Origin of the sequence: Streptomyces sp. NBC_00252 (assembly GCF_036187565.1) — a bacterium.
Classification (GTDB): Bacteria; Actinomycetota; Actinomycetes; order Streptomycetales; family Streptomycetaceae; genus Streptomyces.
This window is the reverse complement of the sequence record NZ_CP108087.1, coordinates 2218130-2236586: the sequence shown is the minus strand read 5'-3', so window position 1 is coordinate 2236586 and position 18457 is coordinate 2218130. Positions and strand designations below refer to the sequence as shown.

Sequence of the window (18457 nt, the reverse complement as noted above, 5' to 3'; positions counted from 1 at the left end):
GGGATTCCGGACCGCGGCGCCGCCTGGGCGCGACAGGACAGATGTCAGCGACACCGCGGCCCGGAAGTCTTGGGGATCGATCAGAACGGACGGATCGGAACTGACCGATCAGAACGGACCGGTCGGAACGGACCGATCGATCAGGACGGGCTGGTCAGAGCTGGGCGCCCGACAGCCGCTCCACGGCGCGCAGCAGCGCCGAGTGGTCGAGGCCGCCGTCGCCCTGGGCGCGCAGCGACGCGACCAGCTGGGCCACCACGGCACCGACGGGCAGCGCGGCGCCGACATTGCGGGCCGCGTCCGTGACGATGCCCATGTCCTTGTGGTGCAGGTCGATCCGGAAGCCCGGCTTGAAGTCGCGGTTGAGGAAGTTGTCCTTCTTCCGCGTCAGCACGGTCGAGCCCGCGAGCCCGCCGTTGAGGACGTCGAGCGCGGCGGCCAGGTCCACGCCCGACTTCTCCAGGAAGACCACGGCCTCGGCGCACGCCTGGATGTTCACGGCGACGATCAGCTGGTTGGCGGCCTTCACGGTCTGCCCCGAGCCGTGCGGACCGCACAGCACGATGGTCCGGCCGAGCGCGTCGAAGATCGGCTCGGCCTCCTCGAAGTCGGACTGCCCGCCGCCGACCATGATGGACAGCACTGCCTCGATCGCCCCGGCCTCACCGCCGGAGACGGGGGCGTCCAGGACCCGGATTCCCTTGTCCGCGGCGGCCTTTGCCAGGTCGACCGAGGTCTGCGGGGTGATCGACGACATGTCGATGAGGAGGGCGCCGGCGCGGGCGTTCTCCAGGATGCCGTCCGGGCCGTAGGCGATCGCCTCGACCTGGGGGGAGGCGGGGACCATGGTGATCACCACGTCGGCGTCGCGCACGGCCTCGGCGATCGAGCCGGCCGCGGTGCCGCCGGCGGCCGACAGGCGGTCCAGCTTGTCCTGTTCGAGGGTGAAGCCGGTGACGTCGTAGCCCGCCTTGATCAGGTTCTCGGACATGGGGGAGCCCATGATGCCGAGGCCTATCCACGCGATCTTGGGGAGACTGCTCATGAAGGGGACCTCTCTAACTGCTCAGCGAAGTAGGGGGAGTTCAGCGCGCCGCGCGCGGGAGCCAGTCGAAGGCCTCGGCGCTCGGGCGGTCGCCGGGCTTGTACTCCAGGCCCACCCAGCCGTCGTAACCGGACTTCCGCAACTGGTCGAGGAGGTCTTCCAGCGGGAGTGTGCCGGTGCCGGGGGCGCCGCGGCCGGGGTTGTCCGCGATCTGCACATGGCCGGTCTTCGCGGCGAACTGCTCAATCACGGACGGGAGTTCCTCGCCGTTCATGGACAGGTGGTAGAGGTCCATGAGGAAGCGCGCGTTGCCGAGGCCGGACGCGGCGTTGACCTTGTCGACGACCTCCACGGCGGCGGGGGCGCTGACGAGCGGGTACAGCGGCGACTCGGGCCGGTTGAGCGCCTCGATCAGCAGGACCGCGCCGATCCGGTCGGCGGCGCGGGCCGCGAGGACCAGGTTCTCCAGCGCGAGCGCGTCCTGCTGGGCCGGGTCGACGCCCTCCACGCGGTTGCCGTACAGCGCGTTGAGCGCCGTGGCGCCGACGGACTGGGCGAAGTCGGCGGCCACGTCGATGTTCGCGCGGAACCGCTCCGACTCCTCGCCGGGGATCGACAGGGCGCCGCGGTCGGGGCCCGGGAGCTGTCCGGCGTAGAAGTTCAGGCCGGTGAGTTGGACGCCCGCGTCCTCCAACGCCCGCTTGAGCGCGTTGAGTTCGGACTGCTCGGGGGTGGGGGAGTCGATCCAGGGCCACCACAGCTCGACCGCGGTGAAGCCGGCCGCGGCGGCTGCCGCGGGGCGCTCCAGGAGCGGGAGTTCGGTGAAGAGGATCGACAGGTTGACGTTGAAGCGCTGGTCTGCGAATCCCATGAGCCGCTGCGCTCCCTTCCGTGGTTTGTTATTCCGTATTACGGAAGTTTGTTTCTGCTTAATGGAAGATTGCCGTCGAGGGTCGGAGCTTGTCAAGAGGGCTCGGCGGAAAACGGCACCGCGCGTTAGGTTGTGCCCGTGCGATTGCGAGTGGAGTTCACGACAGAGCCCTTCGATCTCGACGAGGCGCCGGCGCATGCGCTGGTGGCCAGGGAGGTCATCGAGGCCGCGGAGCTGGACGCCGTCGACGTCGGGCCGTTCGGCAACACCGCCGAAGGGGACGCGGGCGAGGTGCTCACCGCCGTGGACGCGCTGCTGCGCAGGGCGCTGGAGGCCGGCGCCACCCGGGTCTCGCTCCAGCTCAACGTGATCGGGGAGAGCGGACGATGACCGGCATGGGGGACGAGCCGTTCATCACGGCCGTGAAGCCGCTGGTCGACGCCATGGGCGGGGAGATGGTGCCGCCCGACGAGGCCGGGCCGGACGACGTCGTGCTCGCCTGGGAGGGCGCCGACGTCGTCGCCGTACGCCTGCCGCAGCTCGCGGACTCGCTCGACCACATCCTCGCCGCGATGGAGCGCAAGCAGGGCAAGCCCCTCGCCGACCTCGACCGCAAGACCAAGCAGGAGGTCGTACGGGTCCTGGAGGCCCGCGGCGCCTTCTCCGTGCGGCACGGCGTCGAGACCGTGGCGGGCGCCCTCGGGGTCAGCCGGTTCACCGTCTACAACTACCTGAACCGCGAGAAGGACGCCTGAGCCGTAGCCCGGGCGGCGGCCGACCGCACCCGCCGGAGCCGGCCGGACACCGGCGTCCTCTTTGTTACCCGGAATTTTCAACAAAGTGTTGACGTCGTGTTTCCGAGCGCGTTAGCTACTGGGCAGCCCGTTCAGCACAAGGCCACGGAGGCTGCCGTGACGTCGACTTTCACGCCGCCGGGGCTCGCCCGGTTCAACGTCCTGGAGGAGCACGCGGCGTTCGCCGTACTCCTCGAGGCGTGTGCCTCCACGGCGTGGGCGCGGCGGCTGCTCGCCGCCCGTCCGTACGCCGGACCCGAGGACCTGTACGCCGCGAGCGACACCGCGACGGCCGGGCTGACCGACGGTGACCTGGCCGAGGCGATGGCCGGCCACCCGCCGATCGGCCGCCCCAAGCCCGGCGACCCCACCTCCGCCCGCGAACAGCGCGGCATGGCGGGCGCCTCCGAGGACCTCAGGGCCGAGATGCTCGACCTGAACCTGTCCTACCAGGAGAAGTTCGGTCATGTGTTCCTGATCTGCGCCACCGGCCGGACCGGCGAGCAGATGCGCGACGCGGTCAAGGAGCGGATCGGCAACGCGCCGGAGCGGGAACGCGAGATCGTCCGCACCGAGTTGGGCAAGATCAACCGTATCCGGCTCGCCCGCATCGTCGAAGAGGAAGCCCGAGCATGAGCACCAGCACCACCGCCTCGGTGTCCACGCACATCCTGGACACCAGCGTCGGCCGCCCCGCCGAGGGCGTGGCCGTCCAACTCGCCGCGCGCAGCGGCCCGTTGGGGGACTGGCAGCCGCTCGGAGGTTCGGCCACCGACGCGGACGGCCGCTGCAAGGACCTCCCGGCGCTGCCGGAGGGCACCACACACGTACGGCTCGACTTCGCGGTGGAGCCGTATTTCGAAGAGAAGCAAGCCGATGCGCAGCAGGACGCCCCCGCGAATCGGGACAGCGGTGCGACCGGAGTGTTCTTCCCCGAGGTGGCGATCACCTTCGCCGTCAAGCCCGGCGAGCACTACCACGTACCGCTGCTGCTCAACCCGTTCGGCTACTCCGTTTACCGAGGGAGCTAGCAGAAGATGCCCACGATCCTGGGACAGAACCAGTACGGCAAGGCCGAGAACCGAGTCGTCAAGATCACGCGGGACGGCGCCACCCATCACATCAAGGACCTCAACGTGTCCGTGGCGCTGAGCGGCGACATGGACGAGGTCCACTACTCCGGCTCGAACGCCAACGTGCTGCCGACGGACACCACCAAGAACACGGTGTACGCGTTCGCCAAGGAGCACGGCATCGAGTCCGCCGAGCAGTTCGGCATCCACCTCGCCCGGCACTTCGTGACCAGCCAGGAGCCGATCAAGACCGCGCGCATCCGCATCGAGGAGTACTCCTGGGAGCGGATCGACACCTCAGACGCCAACTCCCAGTTCATCGGCGCCGACGAGGTCAAGCACTCCTTCGTCCGCAAGGGCCAGGAGACCCGGGTCACCCAGATCACCTACGACGGTGAGAAGTGGGAGGTCATCTCCGGCCTCAAGGACCTCGTCGTGATGAACTCGACCAACTCCGAGTTCTGGGGCTACGTCAAGGACAAGTACACGACCCTCCCCGAGGCCTACGACCGCATCCTGGCCACCCAGGTCTCCGCCCGCTGGCGCTTCAACTGGACCGACGACGAGCAGAAGATGCCCAGTTGGGAGAAGTCCTACGAGCAGGTGCGCAAGCACATGCTCCAGGCCTTCGCCGAGACGTACTCGCTGTCGCTCCAGCAGACCCTGTACCAGATGGGTTCGCGGATCATCAACAACCGCAGCGAGATAGACGAGGTCCGCTTCTCCCTCCCCAACAAGCACCACTTCCTCGTGGACCTGGAGCCGTTCGGGCTGAAGAACGACAACGAGGTGTACTTCGCCGCCGACCGGCCCTACGGCCTGATCGAGGCGACCGTCCTGCGGGACGGCTGCGAGCCGGGGATACCGGTGGACCTCACCAACCTCTGAGCAACTCCCGCTCCACCGGCTCACTTTGCGGCACCCGTGGCCCGCCCGTCCCGTGCGGGCCGCGGTACTCAAATCCCGGGGTCCTGCCGTGCCCACTCCCACAGTGCAGAGGACGAACCATGGCAGCAGTTCAGCGCACCGTCATCGAGAACTGTTCGATCGCGACCGTCGACGCCGACGACACCGAGTACGCGACCGGGCACCTCGTCGTCGCCGGCAACCGCATCGAGTCCCTCGGCGCGGGCAGCGCCCCCGAGGGCCTGGAGAACGTCGTACGCCGGATCGACGCCTCGGGCCATCTGGTGACCCCCGGCCTGGTCAACACCCACCACCACTTCTACCAGTGGATCACCCGGGGTCTGGCCACCGACCACAACCTCTTCAACTGGCTCGTCGCGCTGTACCCGACCTGGGCGCGCATCGACGAGCAGATGGTCCGTGCCGCCGCGCAGGGTTCCCTCGCGATGATGGCCCGCGGTGGAGTCACCACCGCGATGGACCACCACTACGTCTTCCCGCAGGGCTCCGGCGACCTCTCCGGCGCGATCATCGGCGCCGCCCGCGAAATGGGCGTCCGCTTCACGCTGGCCCGCGGCTCCATGGACCGCAGCGAGAAGGACGGCGGACTGCCCCCGGACTTCGCCGTCGAGACCCTCGAAGGCGCACTCGCCGCGACCGAGGCGACCGTACGGGAACACCACGACGCCTCCTTCGACGCGATGACCCAGGTCGCCGTCGCTCCCTGCTCACCGTTCTCCGTGTCGACCGAACTCCTCAAGCAGGGTGCCGAGTTGGCCCGCCGGCTCGGGGTGCGGCTGCACACGCACGGCTCGGAGACGGTCGAGGAGGAGCAGTTCTGCAAGGAGCTGTTCGGCATGGGCCCGACCGACTACTTCGAGTCCACCGGCTGGCTCGGCGAGGACGTGTGGATGGCGCACTGCGTCCACATGAACGACTCCGACATCGCCGCCTTCGCCCGTACGAAGACCGGTGTCGCCCACTGCCCCTCGTCCAACGCCCGCCTCGCCGCCGGGATCGCCCGCGTCCCCGACATGCTCGCCGCCGGCGTCCCGGTCGGCCTCGGCGTCGACGGCACCGCCTCGAACGAGTCCGGCGAACTCCACACCGAACTGCGCAACGCGCTCCTCATCAACCGCCTCGGCGCCCACCGCGAAGCCGCCCTCAACGCCCGCCAGGCACTGCGCCTCGGCACCTACGGCGGCGCCCAGGTCCTGGGCCGTGCGGGGGAGATCGGCTCCCTGGAGCCGGGCAAGCTCGCCGACCTGGTGCTGTGGAACCTGGACACGCTGGCCCACGCCTCGATCGCCGACCCGGTGACCGCGCTCGTCTTCGGCGCCGCGGCCCCCGTCACCGCCTCCTTCGTGAACGGCCGTCAGATCGTCGAGTCGGGCCGCCTGTTGCACGTCGACGAGGACACGATCGCCCGCTCCACGCGGGACGAGGCCCGGCGCCTGGCCCGGATCGCCGCGCAGCACTGAGCCGACAGCGGCGACCCCGGCCGGTGTGAACCGCCCTGCCGGGTCGCCCAGTTGAAGATCTCCGGTCGAGGGGGACGGCCCTCGTCCGGTGGCCGTGGCCGGGGCGTGCACACCTGTGCGCGCCCCGGAACGGCCCTACCCACCCTGTGTGTTGGGTTCCGTCCCGGTCCCGCACGACCGCGCACCACCTCCTGAAACCCACGTCAGAGCCGACGTGTTACCCGCCCGGAGGAGCCGCCGTGACCACCCGTCCCGTTGACGAGCACGTGTCCATCCACCCCGTTGACGAGAAACTCCCCGCACTCAAGATGGCCACCACGGGCCTTCAGCACGTGGCCGCCATGTACGCGGGAGTCGTCGCCCCGCCGCTGATCGTCGGCGCGGCCGTCGGCCTCTCCGGCACCGAACTCACCTTCCTCACCGGCGCCTGCCTCTTCACCGCAGGCCTCGCGACCTTCCTGCAGACCCTCGGCATCTGGAAGATCGGCGCCCGGCTGCCCTTCGTCAACGGCGTCACCTTCGCCGGTGTCGCCCCGATGACCGCGATCGTCGCCTCCACCAAGGACAAGTCCGACGCGCTGCCGATCATCTTCGGCGCGGTGATCGTCGCCGGCCTCCTCGGCTTCCTCGCCGCCCCCTTCTTCAGCAAGGCGGTCCGCTTCTTCCCGCCGGTCGTCACCGGCACCGTGATCACGCTGATAGGCGTGTCCCTGCTGCCCGTGGCCTTCGGCTGGGCGCAGGGACCCGACCCCTCGGCACACGACTACGGTTCACGGACGTACCTCGGGCTGGCGGCGGCGACACTCGTCATCGTCCTGGTCCTCCGCCGGTTCACCCGCGGCTTCGTCAAACAAATAGCCGTCCTGCTGGGCCTGTTGATCGGCACTCTCCTCGCGATCCCGTTCGGCGCGACGGACTTCAGCCCGGTCGCCGACGCCGACGCCATCGGCTTCCCGAGCCCCTTCCACTTCGGCGCACCGCAGTTCCAGGTCGCCGCGATCATCTCGATGTGCGTGGTGATGGTGGTCTCGATGACCGAATCCACCGCGGACATGCTGGCGTTGGGCGAGATCGTCGACCGCCCCGCCGACGAACGGACCATCGCGGCCGGCCTGCGCGCCGACACCCTCGGCTCCGCCCTCAGCCCCCTCTTCAACGGCTTCATGTGCAGCGCCTTCGCCCAGAACATCGGCCTGGTCGCCATGACCCGCATCCGCAGCCGGTACGTCGTCGCCACCGGCGGCGGCTTCCTGGTCCTCATGGGCCTGTGCCCGATGGCCGCGTCGCTCATCGCCGTCGTACCCCGCCCGGTCCTCGGCGGAGCGGGCGTCGTCCTGTTCGGCTCGGTCGCCGCCAGCGGCATCCAGACCCTGGTCAAGGCGGGCCTGGACCGCGACGACAACATCCTCATCGTGGCGGTCTCGCTGGCCGTCGGCATCATCCCGATCACCGCGCCGGAGTTCTACCACGCCTTCCCGCAGACCGTTCGGATCGTCCTCGACTCGGGCATCTCCACGGGCTGCGTCGCCGCGGTGGCGCTGAACCTGGTCTTCCACCACCTCGGCCGGGCCCGCGAACAGGCCGGGGCCACGCCCCCTGCCGTACCCCTCGCGCGTCAGCCGATCTCGTAACTGTCGCCGTACACCTGCCAGTTGAGCGGCGGATCCAGGTCGAGATTGCCTCGGGCCCGGTCGCGGATGCCGTCGAAGGAGAGGGGGTCCGTGCCCGGGCCGTGCATCACCATCGCGTCGTAGGAGACGAACTGCCCGAGCGCGCCCACCCCGTCCTTCTTCGCACGGGCCACGGCCGGGTCGAAGCAACCGCGGTCCCGCTGGTCGCGCTGCGCCTGCCGGAACGCGGCGGTGGTCGCGGACCCGCTGCGTGTACAGCTCCACGAGGGCCGGCATGTCGCTGGTCCCGGAGCAGAACCCGATGATCCCGCCGGTCCGGAACAGGGGCACGTCGTCTCCAGGGCGGGGTGTGCGTACGGTCCCCGCATTTCGTCTCAGCCGCGTCGGATCACCCGGCAGGGCATCGCCTCCGGCAGGCGGCCCGTGAAGTAGGAGCGAGGTGGGACGCCCATCAGGGCGCGGAAGTCGGAGGTCATGTGGGACTGGTCGTAATAGCCGGTGACGGCGGCGAGTTGGGCCCAGGACAGCTCCGTGGCGTGGGCCAGTACGGCGCGGACGCGGTTGATGCGGGCGTAGTGCTTGGGGGAGAGGCCGACCCCCTCGGCGAACAGGTTGCGCAACTGCCGCTCGCTGACGGCGAGTTCACGGGCCACGTCCGGTACCGGGCCGGGGAGGCGGCCGGTGCGGATCGACATCGCGTCGACGCCGGCCCGCACGAGTTCGGTACGGGAGGGGTCCGCTACGGCGCTGAGGCGGGCGGGGAGGATCTCGGCGAGCCGCGTCGTCGTCGACTCGGGATCGGGGTCCAACCCCAGGAGTTCGGCTGCCAGTTGACGCGGTTCCTTGCCCGGCAGGTCGCCCAGGAACGCCGCCCGGCCGACGAGATCGACCGCCGGGACGCCCAGCAGCGGCAGCGTGGTCCCGGGCGCCAGGCGTACCTCCACGCAGGAGACGATGGGCTTGCCCGCGTGGTACGTGGCCCGGACGCGCGGCCCCACGACGAGAACACTGCGCCGCCCGTCGCCCTCGACCCGCACGACCACCTTCGTGTCCGCGTCCGGGAGATGGACGAACGGCTTCTTCGGCACGGTGTCGAGCCGCAGCACGCCGACACGGGTGATCCAGGGGCGCAGTTCGTCGGGCAGGTCCACGACCCGCTCGGACAGGGCGTTCGTCACCCCTCCACGGTAAGCGCGCCCGCGTGCCGGAACGGGCCCCCGAACGTGCCGGAATCTCCTAGAACCCGGGCCGCTTCCCCGCCCACTGTGGTGACCATGATCCTCGTGACGGGTGCCACCGGCACCATCGGCAGTGAAGTCGTACGACAGCTCGCGGCGCGCGGCGAGAAGGTCCGCGCCCTGACCCGTGACCCCGAACGGACCGACCTTCCCTCGGGAGTCGAGGCAGTACGGGGCCATCCGGCCGACCGGGCCTCGGTGGAGGCCGCGCTGACCGGCGCCGAAGCCGCTTTCCTGGTAGGGGTGTTCGGCCCGGACGACGCCGAGCACGACCGGGGTCTCGTCGAGGCGGCCCGGGCGGCCGGCGTCCGCCGGATCGTGAAGCTCTCCGGCATCGGCACCGGCGAACCCGCCGTCGGACCGGTCGGCACCTGGCACGTGACCGGTGAACAGGCCGTGCGGGACAGCGGGTTGGAGTGGACGATCCTGCGCCCCTCGGCCTTCGCCACGAACACCCTCGGCTGGGCGGCGTCCCTGCGCGCCGGCAGCCCGGTACCGAACACCAGCGGCGACGGCGGCCAGGGGGTCGTCGACCCGCGCGACGTGTCCGAGGTGGCGGTGGCGGCCCTGCTCGACCCGGCCCACTCGCAGCGGACGTACACCCTGACCGGCCCGGAGGTGCTCAGCGTCCCGGCCCAGGCCGCCGTCCTCGCCGACATCCTCGGCCGCCCGGTCCCGGTACGCGACCTCTCCTCCGCCGAGGCCCGCGAGTACCTCCTCGGACTGGGCTTCAGCGACACGTTCATCGACGCCTCCGAGATCAGCCGCGCGTTCGTGAGGGACGGCGGCAACGAGGTCGTCACGGACGACGTGGGGGAGGTGCTGGGGCGTCCGGCACGGACCTACCGGGAGTGGGTCGTGGACCACCGGGCGGCGTTCGGGGAGGGGTGAGTCGGGCGGGGGCGAGGCAGAGACACGGGGTGCAAGCGGGGACGCGGGGGCGCGGCCGTAGGGATGTCAGGCCTGCTTCCGCCTCCGCTGCTGCCCCTGCCTCTGCTCCCGCCTCCTTCACCCTGCTCTCACCCCCGCGCCCGCTCCTTCCCCGAGCGCAGCGCCACGCCCGCCAGCACCAGCGCAGCCACGGCGATCAACGCCGCCGTCCGGAAGGCGAGTTGGTACCCCTCCGCAGTCGCCGGTATCAACTCCACCCCCCTGGAAACCAGCTCGTCCGTCCGCCCCGCCGCCAGCGTCGTCAGCACCGCCAGCCCCAGCGAACCACCCACCACCTGCGTCGTGTTGAAGAGCCCGGAGGCCAGGCCCGCGTCCTCCTCCCGTGCCCCGGACATGGCGAGCCCGGTGAGTGCGGGCATCGCGGCGGCGAAACCGGTGGCCAGCAGGAGCAGGGCCGGCAGGACGTCCCGGACGTAGGAGCCGTCGGCGGGGGCGCGGCTCAGCAGGGCCATCCCGGCGATGATGAGGACGAGGCCGGTGAGCAGGACGCGGTGGGCGCCGTAGCGGCCGATGGTGCGGGCCGAGAGGCCGAGCATCAGGGCGCCGATCGCGACCGGTGCCGGGAGGAAGGCCGTGCCGGTGAGCAACTCGCTGAAGCCCAGGACGCGTTGGAGGTACAGCGCGCCGATGAACTGGAAGCCGAACATCGTGCCGATCATCAGGATCTGTACGGCGTTCGCCCCGGTCAGGAGTCGGGAGCGGAACAGCCGGAGGCGCAGCAGCGGGCGGGCGGCCCGGGCCTGGCGGACGGTGAACGCCACGAAGAGGGCCAGGGCGAGGGCGGCGAGCAGGAGGGTGGGGGTGAGCGGGCGGGTGCCGGACCCGACGATCACGTACACGCTCAGCATCAGCGCGCCGGTGACCAGCGCGGCCCCCGGGTAGTCGGCGCCCTTGCCGAGTCCTGCGCCCTGTTCCGGGGCGAGGACGCGGACGGCCGCGAGCCAGGCCACGATCCCGATCGGGAGGTTGATGAGGAAGATCCAGTGCCAGTTCAGGGCCTGGGTCAGCGCCCCGCCGAGGAACGTGCCGAGCGCCCCGCCCCCGGCGCCGACCGCGCTGAACACCGCGATGGCGCGGGCCTGTTCACGCGGTTCGGGGAAGAGCGCGACCAGCATCCCGAGGACCACCGCCGAGGCCATCGCCCCGCCGACGCCCTGCACGGCCCGGGCAGCGATCAGCAGGCCCTGGCTCGTCGCGACCCCGCACAGCACGGAGGCCGCGGTGAACACGGCGAGCCCGGCCGCGAACATCCGCTTGCGGCCCACGAGATCGCCCAGCCGTCCGACGAGGAGGAGCAGTCCGCCGAACGGGATCAGATACGCGTTCGCCACCCAGGCCAGCCCCGCCCCCGAGAAACCGAGGTCGTTCTGGATCGCCGGGAGGGCGACGACCACGATGTTGCCGTCCAGGATCGTCATCAGCGTCCCCGCGCAGAGGACGACGAGCGACGCCCAGCGGGAGTACGTTCGGCGTGCGGGGCGGGTGGGTGACTGGGTGAGTGCCGTCATGGCGGCCTGACCTCCGTGGGTTTCCATGGGCACCGTTGGTGCACGACTTGTAACGGGGTACATCGTGAGGAACCATGGAGGCCGTCGTAAGGAGGCACTTCGATGTCCCGAGGGAACACCGGTGTAACCGTCCAGGTCGTGAACGCGCACGCCTGCCCGGTCCGTGAGGTTCTTGACAGGGTCTCCGGCAAATGGAGCGTCCAGATCCTGGTCGCGGCGGCCCACGGACCCATCCGCTTCACCGAGTTGGAGCGCGGCATCGAGGGCATCAGCCGCCGCATGCTGACCCTCACCCTGCGCAACCTGGAGCGCGACGGACTCGTCACCCGCACCGTGCACGCCACGGTGCCGCCGAAGGTCGAGTACGAACTCACCCCGGTGGCGCGGGAGTTGCACGAGACCCTGCAAGGTCTGACGGACTGGGCGGAGCGCAACCGCGTCTACATCGCGGAGTCCCGTGCGGCCTACGACACCGAGCGCGAGCCCGAGTAGGACCGGGAGTTCAGGTCGTCCCCGGCATGCCGGCTCAGAGCCCGAACAGGCCCGGGTCGGTGGTCAACTTCCGGAAGACCTCCTGCGGTTGGGCGACCAGCCTGCGCTTCTGGAGGTCCAGCAGTCCGCCGGTCGACACGATCTCCGCGGAGACCGTGCCGTCGGCCTTGGTGATCGTCTGCAGCACGCGGAACGTCTTGCCCTCGCCCCACTCGAAGCCGCAGCTCACCGTCACCTCCTCGTCCACGCGCAGCTCGCGCAGATAGCGGATGGTGGTCTCCAGGACGACCGGCCCGATCCCCACGGCGATCAGCTCGGGCTGGCCCGCCCCCGCGGCGGTCAGCGCCGACCAGCGGGCGTGCTCGGCGTACTGCAGGTACACGCTCTGATTGAGGTGCCCCAGGCTGTCGGTCTCGTATCCGCGGACGGTCACCGGGACGGAAAACGGCTCGCTCACTGCGTTCCCTTCTCGTACTGATGGACGATCTGACCGACCGATCTTGGCATGCCCGTCACGTCCGTCGCGGTGACGCGAGCAGGTAACTCGCCCCCGTGCGCGGCTCCTTGTGCTCGCTGACCTGCCAGCCCGCCCGCTCCAGCGTCCCCGCGCAGGCGCGCAGCGCCTCCCCGTCCGGATCGCGCACGGCGACCGCCTCCGGCTGCGGGGTGACGCGCACCTTGTAGCCCGCGGACTCCTGTCCCGTCGCGTCCCTGACCGCGGGCCGGTGCCCCGCGGCCTCCAGGGCGAGCGCGGCGGCCTGCACCAGATGCGTACGCTCCCAGCCGCACGGCCGCTCCACGGAACCGTCCGGATTGGTCATCCGCCGCAGCTCCAACAGCCCCTGCCAGGCGCTGTGCACCTCGCGCGTGCGGGCGGCGGGAGCGGTGTCCGACGCCTCCTCACCGCCGATGCGCGCGGCGAACACCCCGGAGGCCGAGGTCGTGGTCGCGGGTGCCACGGCGGGCGCGGACTCCACGACGTCCGGCGGCGACTCCCGTATGCGATGCCCCGCCGGGGTCAGAAAGTGGTCGTGGGGCGGGCGCGGGTGCCGGAACGCGAGTCCCCGCTTCACCAGCGCGGCGAGCTGCGTCTCCGTACCCCGCAGCCGTCCGGTGACGGGATCGGCGGCGTCGATCACACGCCGCTGCGCGGAGGTCGGCGGTCGTGTCACGGCGTGCTCCTTCCCGGCTTTCGGCCCACTGGGACGTCGTACGCGCTCCCATTCGAAGGCTACGACGGGGGTCTGACATTCCAGGCGGCGATGACCGGCCGTCCGTGCTCCGTGCCCAGCCGGCACAGGGTTCCGGTCGCGAGCTGGAACAACGCGCCCTTCGACGGCGGCAGCCCGAGCCAGCGCGCGGTGAGCACCCGGAGGAAGTGGCCGTGCGCGACCAGGACGACCACGCCCTCCGTGTTGGCGAGGGCCGCGTCCACCTTGGCCAGGGCGCGGTCGGCGCGCTGGCCCACCTGTTCCGGGCTCTCGCCGGGGTGGTCGGGCGGCCCGGGCGCGACCCCGTCGGTGAACAGGAACCAGCCCGGCCGGGTGCGCTGGATCTCGACGGTGGTGATGCCCTCGTAGCCGCCGTAGTCCCACTCGCGCAGATCGACGTCGATGCGTCCGTCCGTCAGCCCGATCAGCTCGGCGGTCTCCCGCGCGCGTTGCATGGGGCTGACGAACGCCGCGCCGACCCGGTGCGAACGGATCAGCGGGACCAGGCAGCGCGCCTCCTCCCGCCCCTTCGCGGTGAGCGGGACATCGGTCGAGCTGGTGTGCCGCCCCGACCGGGACCATTCGGTCTCTCCGTGCCGTACGAGGAAAAGATCGCCCATAGCTCACAGGCTATGGGCCCACTGCTCCAGCGTCGCGAAATCGCTCTCCCGCAGCCCCCTGCGCGGGTCCACCTTGAGGAGGAGTGCGGGCCCGTCATGGTGGGCCTCGACATGGCGTACGTCCAGGTCGGTGACCAGGTCGTCGACCCAGGCGAAGGGGCGGCCCGCGGCCCAGGCCACGATCTGGCGGGTCTTCCAGTAGAGGCCGTCCGGGGCCTCGGCGAACAGGTCGGTGAACTCGATCACCGGCAGATCGCCGGGCAGCCCGACCACCGGCGCGATCATCTCGTTGGCCTGGTGCATCCAGGTGGTGGCCCAGGCCGGTTCGTACGGCAGCGTGCGTATGCGTGCGCCGTGCCCCGGGTGCAGACGGACCCGCAGCCCGCGCCGGAGCCGCCGGGAGCCCGGCTCCTGCCGGGCGGACCAGTTCGGCGGCCACATCCGCCGGGTGACATAGCCGCGGTGGCGCAGGAACCGGGCGCCGTACGGGTTGAGGGGGCCGTCGACGTCGAGGAGGAGCAGCGGGCGGTCGGTCATGCGGAGGAGCTACCCAGGGCGGTGTGCGGATAGCTGCTACTGGCGGTATCCGCCGAGGAAGCGGCCGATCCGGCCGATCGCCGCCTCCAGGTCGTCGGCGTGCGGCAGCGTGAGGATGCGGAAGTGGTCGGGGGTCGGCCAGTTGAAGCCGGTGCCCTGGACCACCTGGATCTTCTCGCGGAGCAGGAGGTCCAGGACGAACTTCTCGTCGTCGTGGATCTTGTGCACCTTGGGGTCGAGCCGGGGGAACGCGTACAGCGCGCCCTTCGGCTTCACGCAGGAGACCCCCGGGATCTCGTTCAGCTTTTCCCACACCACGTTGCGCTGTTCGTGCAGCCGTCCGCCGGGCACGGTCAGGTCGCGGATGGACTGGCGGCCGCCCAGCGCGGCCTGGATGGCGTACTGCGCGGGCGCGTTGGGGCACAGCCGCATGGAGGCCAGCATTGTGAGGCCCTCCAGGTAGTTCCTGGCGTGCTGCTTGGGGCCGGTGACCACCAGCCAGCCCGAGCGGAAGCCGGCCACGCGGTACGTCTTCGACAGGCCGCAGAAGGTGAGGACGACCAGGTCGGGGGCGAGCGCCGCGGCCGAGTGGTGCACGGCGTCGTCGTAGAGGATCTGGTCGTAGATCTCGTCGGCGAAGACCATCAGGCCGTGGCGGCGGGCGAGGTCGAGGATGCCCTCGACGATCTCCTTGGGGTAGACGGCGCCGGTCGGGTTGTTCGGGTTGATGATGACGACGGCCTTGGTGCGGTCGGTGATCTTCGCCGCCATGTCGTCCAGGTCCGGGTACCAGTCGGCCTGTTCGTCGCAGAGGTAGTGCACCGCCTTGCCGCCGGAGAGGGTCGTCACCGCCGTCCAGAGCGGGAAGTCCGGGGCGGGGATGAGGATTTCGTCGCCGTCCTCCAGCAGTGCCTGTACGGCCATGGAGACCAGTTCGGAGACGCCGTTGCCCAGGAACACGTCGTCCACGTCCACTTCGAGACCCAGGGTCTGGTAGCGCTGGGCGACCGCGCGGCGGGCCGAGAGGATGCCGCGCGAGTCCGTGTAGCCGTGCGCCTGGGGGAGCATCCGGATCATGTCCTGGATGATCTCCTCGGGTGCCTCGAAGCCGAAGAGCGCGGGGTTGCCGGTGTTCAGGCGCAGGACGCTGTGGCCCGCCTCCTCCAGTGCGTTGGCGTGCTCGATCACCGGACCGCGGATCTCGTAACAGACCTCGCTGAGCTTGCTCGACTGCCGGAACTCCATTGCGCCCTCGCCCCATCGGCTTCGTGTGTTGCTTGGTTTTACCAAGTGTGAGCTTGGAAAGTCCAACAACATGTCTAGACTGCGTCGCATGTCACCTCGCCGAAGCTACGACCAGTACTGTTCCGCGGCCCGCGCGCTCGACCTCGTCGGCGACCGCTGGACCCTGCTGATCGTCCGCGAACTCCTCGCCGGCCCGCGCCGCTACACGGACCTGCACGCCGATCTGCCAGGTGTCAGCACGGACGTACTCGCCTCACGGCTCAAGGACATGGAAAGGGACGGACTCACGACGCGTCGCCGACTGCCGCCCCCGGGAGCGGTCTACGTCTACGAACTCACCGGCCGGGGGCGGGAGTTGCTGCCCGTCCTCCAGGCCCTCGGCGCGTGGGGCGCACCCGAGCTGGGCGAGCGGCGGCCCACCGACGCGGTGCGCGCGCACTGGTTCGCGCTGCCGCTGCTGCGGGCGCTGGAGGGCGAGGGACTGGTCGAAGTCCGGCTGGAAGAGGGGGAGTTCCACGTGTACGCGGGGCTGGAGGAGGGCGAACTCGTCTACGGCGAGGGGGTCGCGCCCCGGGAGCCCGACGCCCGGCTCGTCCTCGACGTCGACACCTGCACGGCCGTCGCGCAGGGGGAGTTGAGCCTTCCCGACGCGGTGCGTGCCGGGCGGGTCGAGGTGACCGGCGACGGCACGCTCGCGAAGGCGCTGCGGGAGGCGTGACACCGGGCCCGGAACGACAGAAGGCCCGCCAGGGGCGGGCCTTCTGATGAAGCGTCACATACCGGGCGGCGGCACCCGCCTGGGCCGTCCCGACCCCCGCGTCAGCGCGTACCCGCCGATCCCGGCGAGCGCGGCCAGTATGCCGCCCACGCCCGTCCACACCCAGCGGTCGGACCACCAGCCGGAGGACCAGCCGCCGTCGGGCTCGATGCTCGACAGGGCCGCCGAGGTCGACGACGAACTGTCGTCGTCGGACGTCGACTTGGCCGCGATCCCCGGCGTCAGCGGCTGCGCCAGCGAGCCGTCCACGGCCGCCGAACCGCCGATGTCCTTGGAGTCCACCCGCACTTCGGTGCTCACCGGCTTGCCCAGGTCCGCGGACGGGAGGTCCACGACCGTGAGCCGCACGTAGTACGTGCCCGGCAGCGGGTCATTGGCCCACGTCTCCGACCAGGCACGGACCGTGCGCAGCGTGCACGCCAGGTCCAGGGAGGTCGCGTCCTGCGCGGCGGTGCGCGTCGCGGCCCCGTACTGGCAGGCCTGGCGGCGCCGCAGCCCGTCGTAGACGTCGAGCTGCCAGGTCTCGCCCGCATGCGTGTCCGGGAGCTTCACCGTCGCCTTGACGGTGGGGCGCTGGCCGGCGTCCGCGGCGAACGACCAGTACAGGTAGTCGCCCGTGGAGCCGCTCGCGGTGGCCTGCCGGCCCTGGTCCAGCTCCGTCGCCGTACGGAACGAGGTGCCCGCCTGGGTGGGCGCCGAACTGTCGTCGGACGGGCTCGCCGAGGGGGAGGAGTCCGCCGCCGCGGGCGTCGCCGCCAGCCCCGCCAGCAGCAGGGCCGTGCTCAACACACGTGTGATCCGCATCAGTTGGTCCTCCAGACCGCGAGACGCCAGCGGGACAGCCAGCCCCACAGCAGACCCGCGACGAAGCCGGTCAGCACGAGCGCGCCGAGCAGCCACCAGCCGCGGCCGAGACCGAAGGAGGCCACGTCGCTCGCCTTGTCGGGCCCGTCCACGACGTCCACGGTGAGTTCGAGGGGCAGACCGGGAGTGGTCTTCACCCCGGAGGCCGCAGAGAAGGAGTTGGTGACCTGAAGGCACACCGTCTCCGCCGGGGCGTTGTCGTCGTCGCTCTCCGCCTTCGGGTAGCGAAGACCCGTGGAGATGACGTCCGTCCGGCCGTTGCCGGTGCCCTCGCCGCGCACTATCTCGCGGCCGTGCACGGTCACCGCCCGCATCAACACCCCGTAGTCCGGGTTGACTTCACGGTCGGCGCCCACGCTGACCGAAGCACGCAGTTCCTGGCCCGGGTTGACGTCCACGCGGTAGAAGCGCTGCTTGCCGAACTCCTCGCGGTCCGTGTACAGACCGGACTTGAGGGTCGGGGCGCCGGCGCACTGGGCGGCGCCCTCGGTGGCGACCGGGGTCACCACCGGGTCGGCGGCGCGGTCCACCAACTGGCCCACGCGATCGGAGAGTTCCTCCTTGTGCTGCACCGAGGTGTACGTGCCGCCGGTCGCGTCCGCGATGCAGCTGAGCTGGTCGCGGGTCTTGGCGTCCGGCACCAGACCCAGCGTGTCGATGGTCAGGCCGATGCCCTTGGCCGCGATCTCGCGGGCCACCTCGCACGGGTCCAGCGGCTGGCAGGTGTCCTCGCCGTCGCTGATCAGGACGATACGGCGGGTGCCGTCACCGCCGTTCAGGTCGTCCGCCGCCTTCAGCAGCGCCGGGCCGATCGGGGTCCAGCCGGTGGGCGTGAGGGTGGCGACCGCGGTCTTGGCCTCGGTGCGGTTCAGGGTGCCCACCGGGTACAGCTGCGCGGTGTCCTTGCAGCCCGTCTTCCGGTCGTTGCCGTGGTAGTTGGCGCCCAGCGTGCGGATGCCGAGCTGCACTTCCTCGGGTGTCGCGTCGAGCACCTCGTTGAACGCCTGCTTCGCCGCTGCCATCCGTGAGCCGCCGTCTATGTCCCTGGCGCTCATGGATCCGCTGACATCCAGCACGAGTTCGACCTTCGGGGAGGCCGCGGAGTCCGTCTCGTCGGCGACCGCTCCGGCAGGGAAGGCGACCCCGGCCGTGAGGGTGGCGAGCAGGGCACAGATCCCCGCCGCCAGCCGTTGTCTTGTGATCATCGCCGGA

Annotated in this window: 21 protein-coding genes and 1 pseudogene; 10 read left to right on the top strand and 12 right to left on the bottom strand. The window is 70.8% G+C overall.

The features are described 5' to 3' along the window. Window positions 1-154: 154 nt before the first annotated feature. Window positions 155-1045: a 2-hydroxy-3-oxopropionate reductase gene (locus OHT77_RS09720; protein WP_328827744.1), complete on the bottom strand. Its 891-nt coding sequence runs from the start codon at window positions 1043-1045 to the stop codon at window positions 155-157. Between the two features lie 40 nt (window positions 1046-1085). Next, window positions 1086-1916 (bottom strand): TIM barrel protein, encoded by an 831-nt coding sequence (locus tag OHT77_RS09715; protein ID WP_328827742.1) that lies wholly within the window; start codon window positions 1914-1916, stop codon window positions 1086-1088. Between the two features lie 138 nt (window positions 1917-2054). On the opposite strand from OHT77_RS09715, the gene OHT77_RS09710 reads away from it, so the two are divergent. The 7 genes from OHT77_RS09710 (at window position 2055) to OHT77_RS09680 (ending at window position 7801) form a co-directional block, all read left to right on the top strand. Further along, window positions 2055-2306, top strand: coding sequence for a thiamine-binding protein (locus OHT77_RS09710; RefSeq protein WP_266773958.1), 252 nt, complete (start codon window positions 2055-2057; stop codon window positions 2304-2306). Next, on the top strand, window positions 2303-2671 hold the full coding sequence (locus tag OHT77_RS09705; RefSeq protein ID WP_328827741.1) for a helix-turn-helix domain-containing protein: 369 nt from the start codon (window positions 2303-2305) through the stop codon (window positions 2669-2671). Before OHT77_RS09710 ends, OHT77_RS09705 begins: the two co-directional genes overlap by 4 nt. 156 nt (window positions 2672-2827) lie before the next feature. Next, a complete protein-coding gene (uraD, locus tag OHT77_RS09700) occupies window positions 2828-3346 on the top strand; it encodes a 2-oxo-4-hydroxy-4-carboxy-5-ureidoimidazoline decarboxylase (RefSeq protein ID WP_328827739.1) in 519 nt (172 codons plus the stop codon). Continuing rightward, window positions 3343-3741 carry a hydroxyisourate hydrolase gene (gene uraH / locus OHT77_RS09695; protein ID WP_328827737.1) on the top strand — a complete coding sequence of 133 codons (399 nt, stop codon included), beginning with the start codon at window positions 3343-3345 and terminating at the stop codon, window positions 3739-3741. The genes uraD and uraH overlap by 4 nt, the downstream gene beginning before the upstream one ends. 6 nt (window positions 3742-3747) lie before the next feature. Then, window positions 3748-4671: a factor-independent urate hydroxylase gene (gene pucL / locus OHT77_RS09690; protein WP_328827736.1), complete on the top strand. Its 924-nt coding sequence runs from the start codon at window positions 3748-3750 to the stop codon at window positions 4669-4671. A 119-nt stretch (window positions 4672-4790) separates the two neighbouring features. Further along, the gene (locus OHT77_RS09685; protein ID WP_328827735.1) at window positions 4791-6170 is read left to right on the top strand and encodes an 8-oxoguanine deaminase; all 1380 of its coding nucleotides are present in this window, start codon (window positions 4791-4793) and stop codon (window positions 6168-6170) included. A gap of 266 nt (window positions 6171-6436) precedes the next feature. Next, a complete protein-coding gene (locus OHT77_RS09680) occupies window positions 6437-7801 on the top strand; it encodes a nucleobase:cation symporter-2 family protein (RefSeq protein WP_328834199.1) in 1365 nt (454 codons plus the stop codon). Here the strand turns inward: OHT77_RS09680 and OHT77_RS09675 are convergent. Next, a pseudogene (locus tag OHT77_RS09675) lies at window positions 7786-8116 on the bottom strand (chitosanase); the annotation flags it as partial. The gene OHT77_RS09680 and the pseudogene OHT77_RS09675 sit on opposite strands and share 16 nt — an antisense overlap. A gap of 59 nt (window positions 8117-8175) precedes the next feature. Then, window positions 8176-8979: an AraC family transcriptional regulator gene (locus OHT77_RS09670; protein WP_328827733.1), complete on the bottom strand. Its 804-nt coding sequence runs from the start codon at window positions 8977-8979 to the stop codon at window positions 8176-8178. A gap of 96 nt (window positions 8980-9075) precedes the next feature. On the opposite strand from OHT77_RS09670, the gene OHT77_RS09665 reads away from it, so the two are divergent. Beyond that, window positions 9076-9930, top strand: a complete 855-nt coding sequence (locus tag OHT77_RS09665; protein WP_328827732.1) for an NAD(P)H-binding protein — start codon at window positions 9076-9078, stop codon at window positions 9928-9930. Between the two features lie 128 nt (window positions 9931-10058). On the opposite strand, the gene OHT77_RS09660 is transcribed toward OHT77_RS09665, so the two are convergent. Beyond that, on the bottom strand, window positions 10059-11498 hold the full coding sequence (locus OHT77_RS09660; RefSeq protein ID WP_328827731.1) for an MFS transporter: 1440 nt from the start codon (window positions 11496-11498) through the stop codon (window positions 10059-10061). Window positions 11499-11600: 102 nt separating this feature from the next. Between OHT77_RS09660 and OHT77_RS09655 the strand changes: the two genes are divergently transcribed. Then, window positions 11601-11990 (top strand): winged helix-turn-helix transcriptional regulator, encoded by a 390-nt coding sequence (locus tag OHT77_RS09655; protein WP_266773967.1) that lies wholly within the window; start codon window positions 11601-11603, stop codon window positions 11988-11990. Between the two features lie 34 nt (window positions 11991-12024). Here OHT77_RS09655 and OHT77_RS09650 read toward each other — a convergent pair whose 3' ends face one another. Genes OHT77_RS09650 through OHT77_RS09630 form a run of 5 tightly spaced genes read right to left on the bottom strand, consistent with a single transcriptional unit; the run spans window position 12025 to window position 15603 of the window. Then, window positions 12025-12447 (bottom strand): acyl-CoA thioesterase, encoded by a 423-nt coding sequence (locus OHT77_RS09650; protein WP_328827730.1) that lies wholly within the window; start codon window positions 12445-12447, stop codon window positions 12025-12027. Window positions 12448-12502: 55 nt separating this feature from the next. Next, window positions 12503-13162, bottom strand: a complete 660-nt coding sequence (locus OHT77_RS09645) for a hypothetical protein (RefSeq protein WP_328827729.1) — start codon at window positions 13160-13162, stop codon at window positions 12503-12505. 59 nt (window positions 13163-13221) lie between these two features. After that, the gene (locus OHT77_RS09640; protein ID WP_266773970.1) at window positions 13222-13821 is read right to left on the bottom strand and encodes a histidine phosphatase family protein; all 600 of its coding nucleotides are present in this window, start codon (window positions 13819-13821) and stop codon (window positions 13222-13224) included. Between the two features lie 3 nt (window positions 13822-13824). Further along, window positions 13825-14358, bottom strand: a complete 534-nt coding sequence (locus OHT77_RS09635; protein ID WP_328827728.1) for an HAD domain-containing protein — start codon at window positions 14356-14358, stop codon at window positions 13825-13827. A 36-nt stretch (window positions 14359-14394) separates the two neighbouring features. Beyond that, window positions 14395-15603 (bottom strand): pyridoxal phosphate-dependent aminotransferase, encoded by a 1209-nt coding sequence (locus OHT77_RS09630; RefSeq protein WP_328827727.1) that lies wholly within the window; start codon window positions 15601-15603, stop codon window positions 14395-14397. A gap of 88 nt (window positions 15604-15691) precedes the next feature. On the opposite strand from OHT77_RS09630, the gene OHT77_RS09625 reads away from it, so the two are divergent. Continuing rightward, on the top strand, window positions 15692-16321 hold the full coding sequence (locus OHT77_RS09625; RefSeq protein ID WP_328827724.1) for a winged helix-turn-helix transcriptional regulator: 630 nt from the start codon (window positions 15692-15694) through the stop codon (window positions 16319-16321). A gap of 54 nt (window positions 16322-16375) precedes the next feature. Here OHT77_RS09625 and OHT77_RS09620 read toward each other — a convergent pair whose 3' ends face one another. Beyond that, the gene (locus OHT77_RS09620) at window positions 16376-17185 is read right to left on the bottom strand and encodes a hypothetical protein (RefSeq protein ID WP_328827723.1); all 810 of its coding nucleotides are present in this window, start codon (window positions 17183-17185) and stop codon (window positions 16376-16378) included. Further along, window positions 17185-18450, bottom strand: coding sequence for a VWA domain-containing protein (locus OHT77_RS09615; RefSeq protein WP_328827722.1), 1266 nt, complete (start codon window positions 18448-18450; stop codon window positions 17185-17187). The genes OHT77_RS09620 and OHT77_RS09615 overlap by 1 nt, the downstream gene beginning before the upstream one ends. Window positions 18451-18457: the final 7 nt, after the last annotated feature.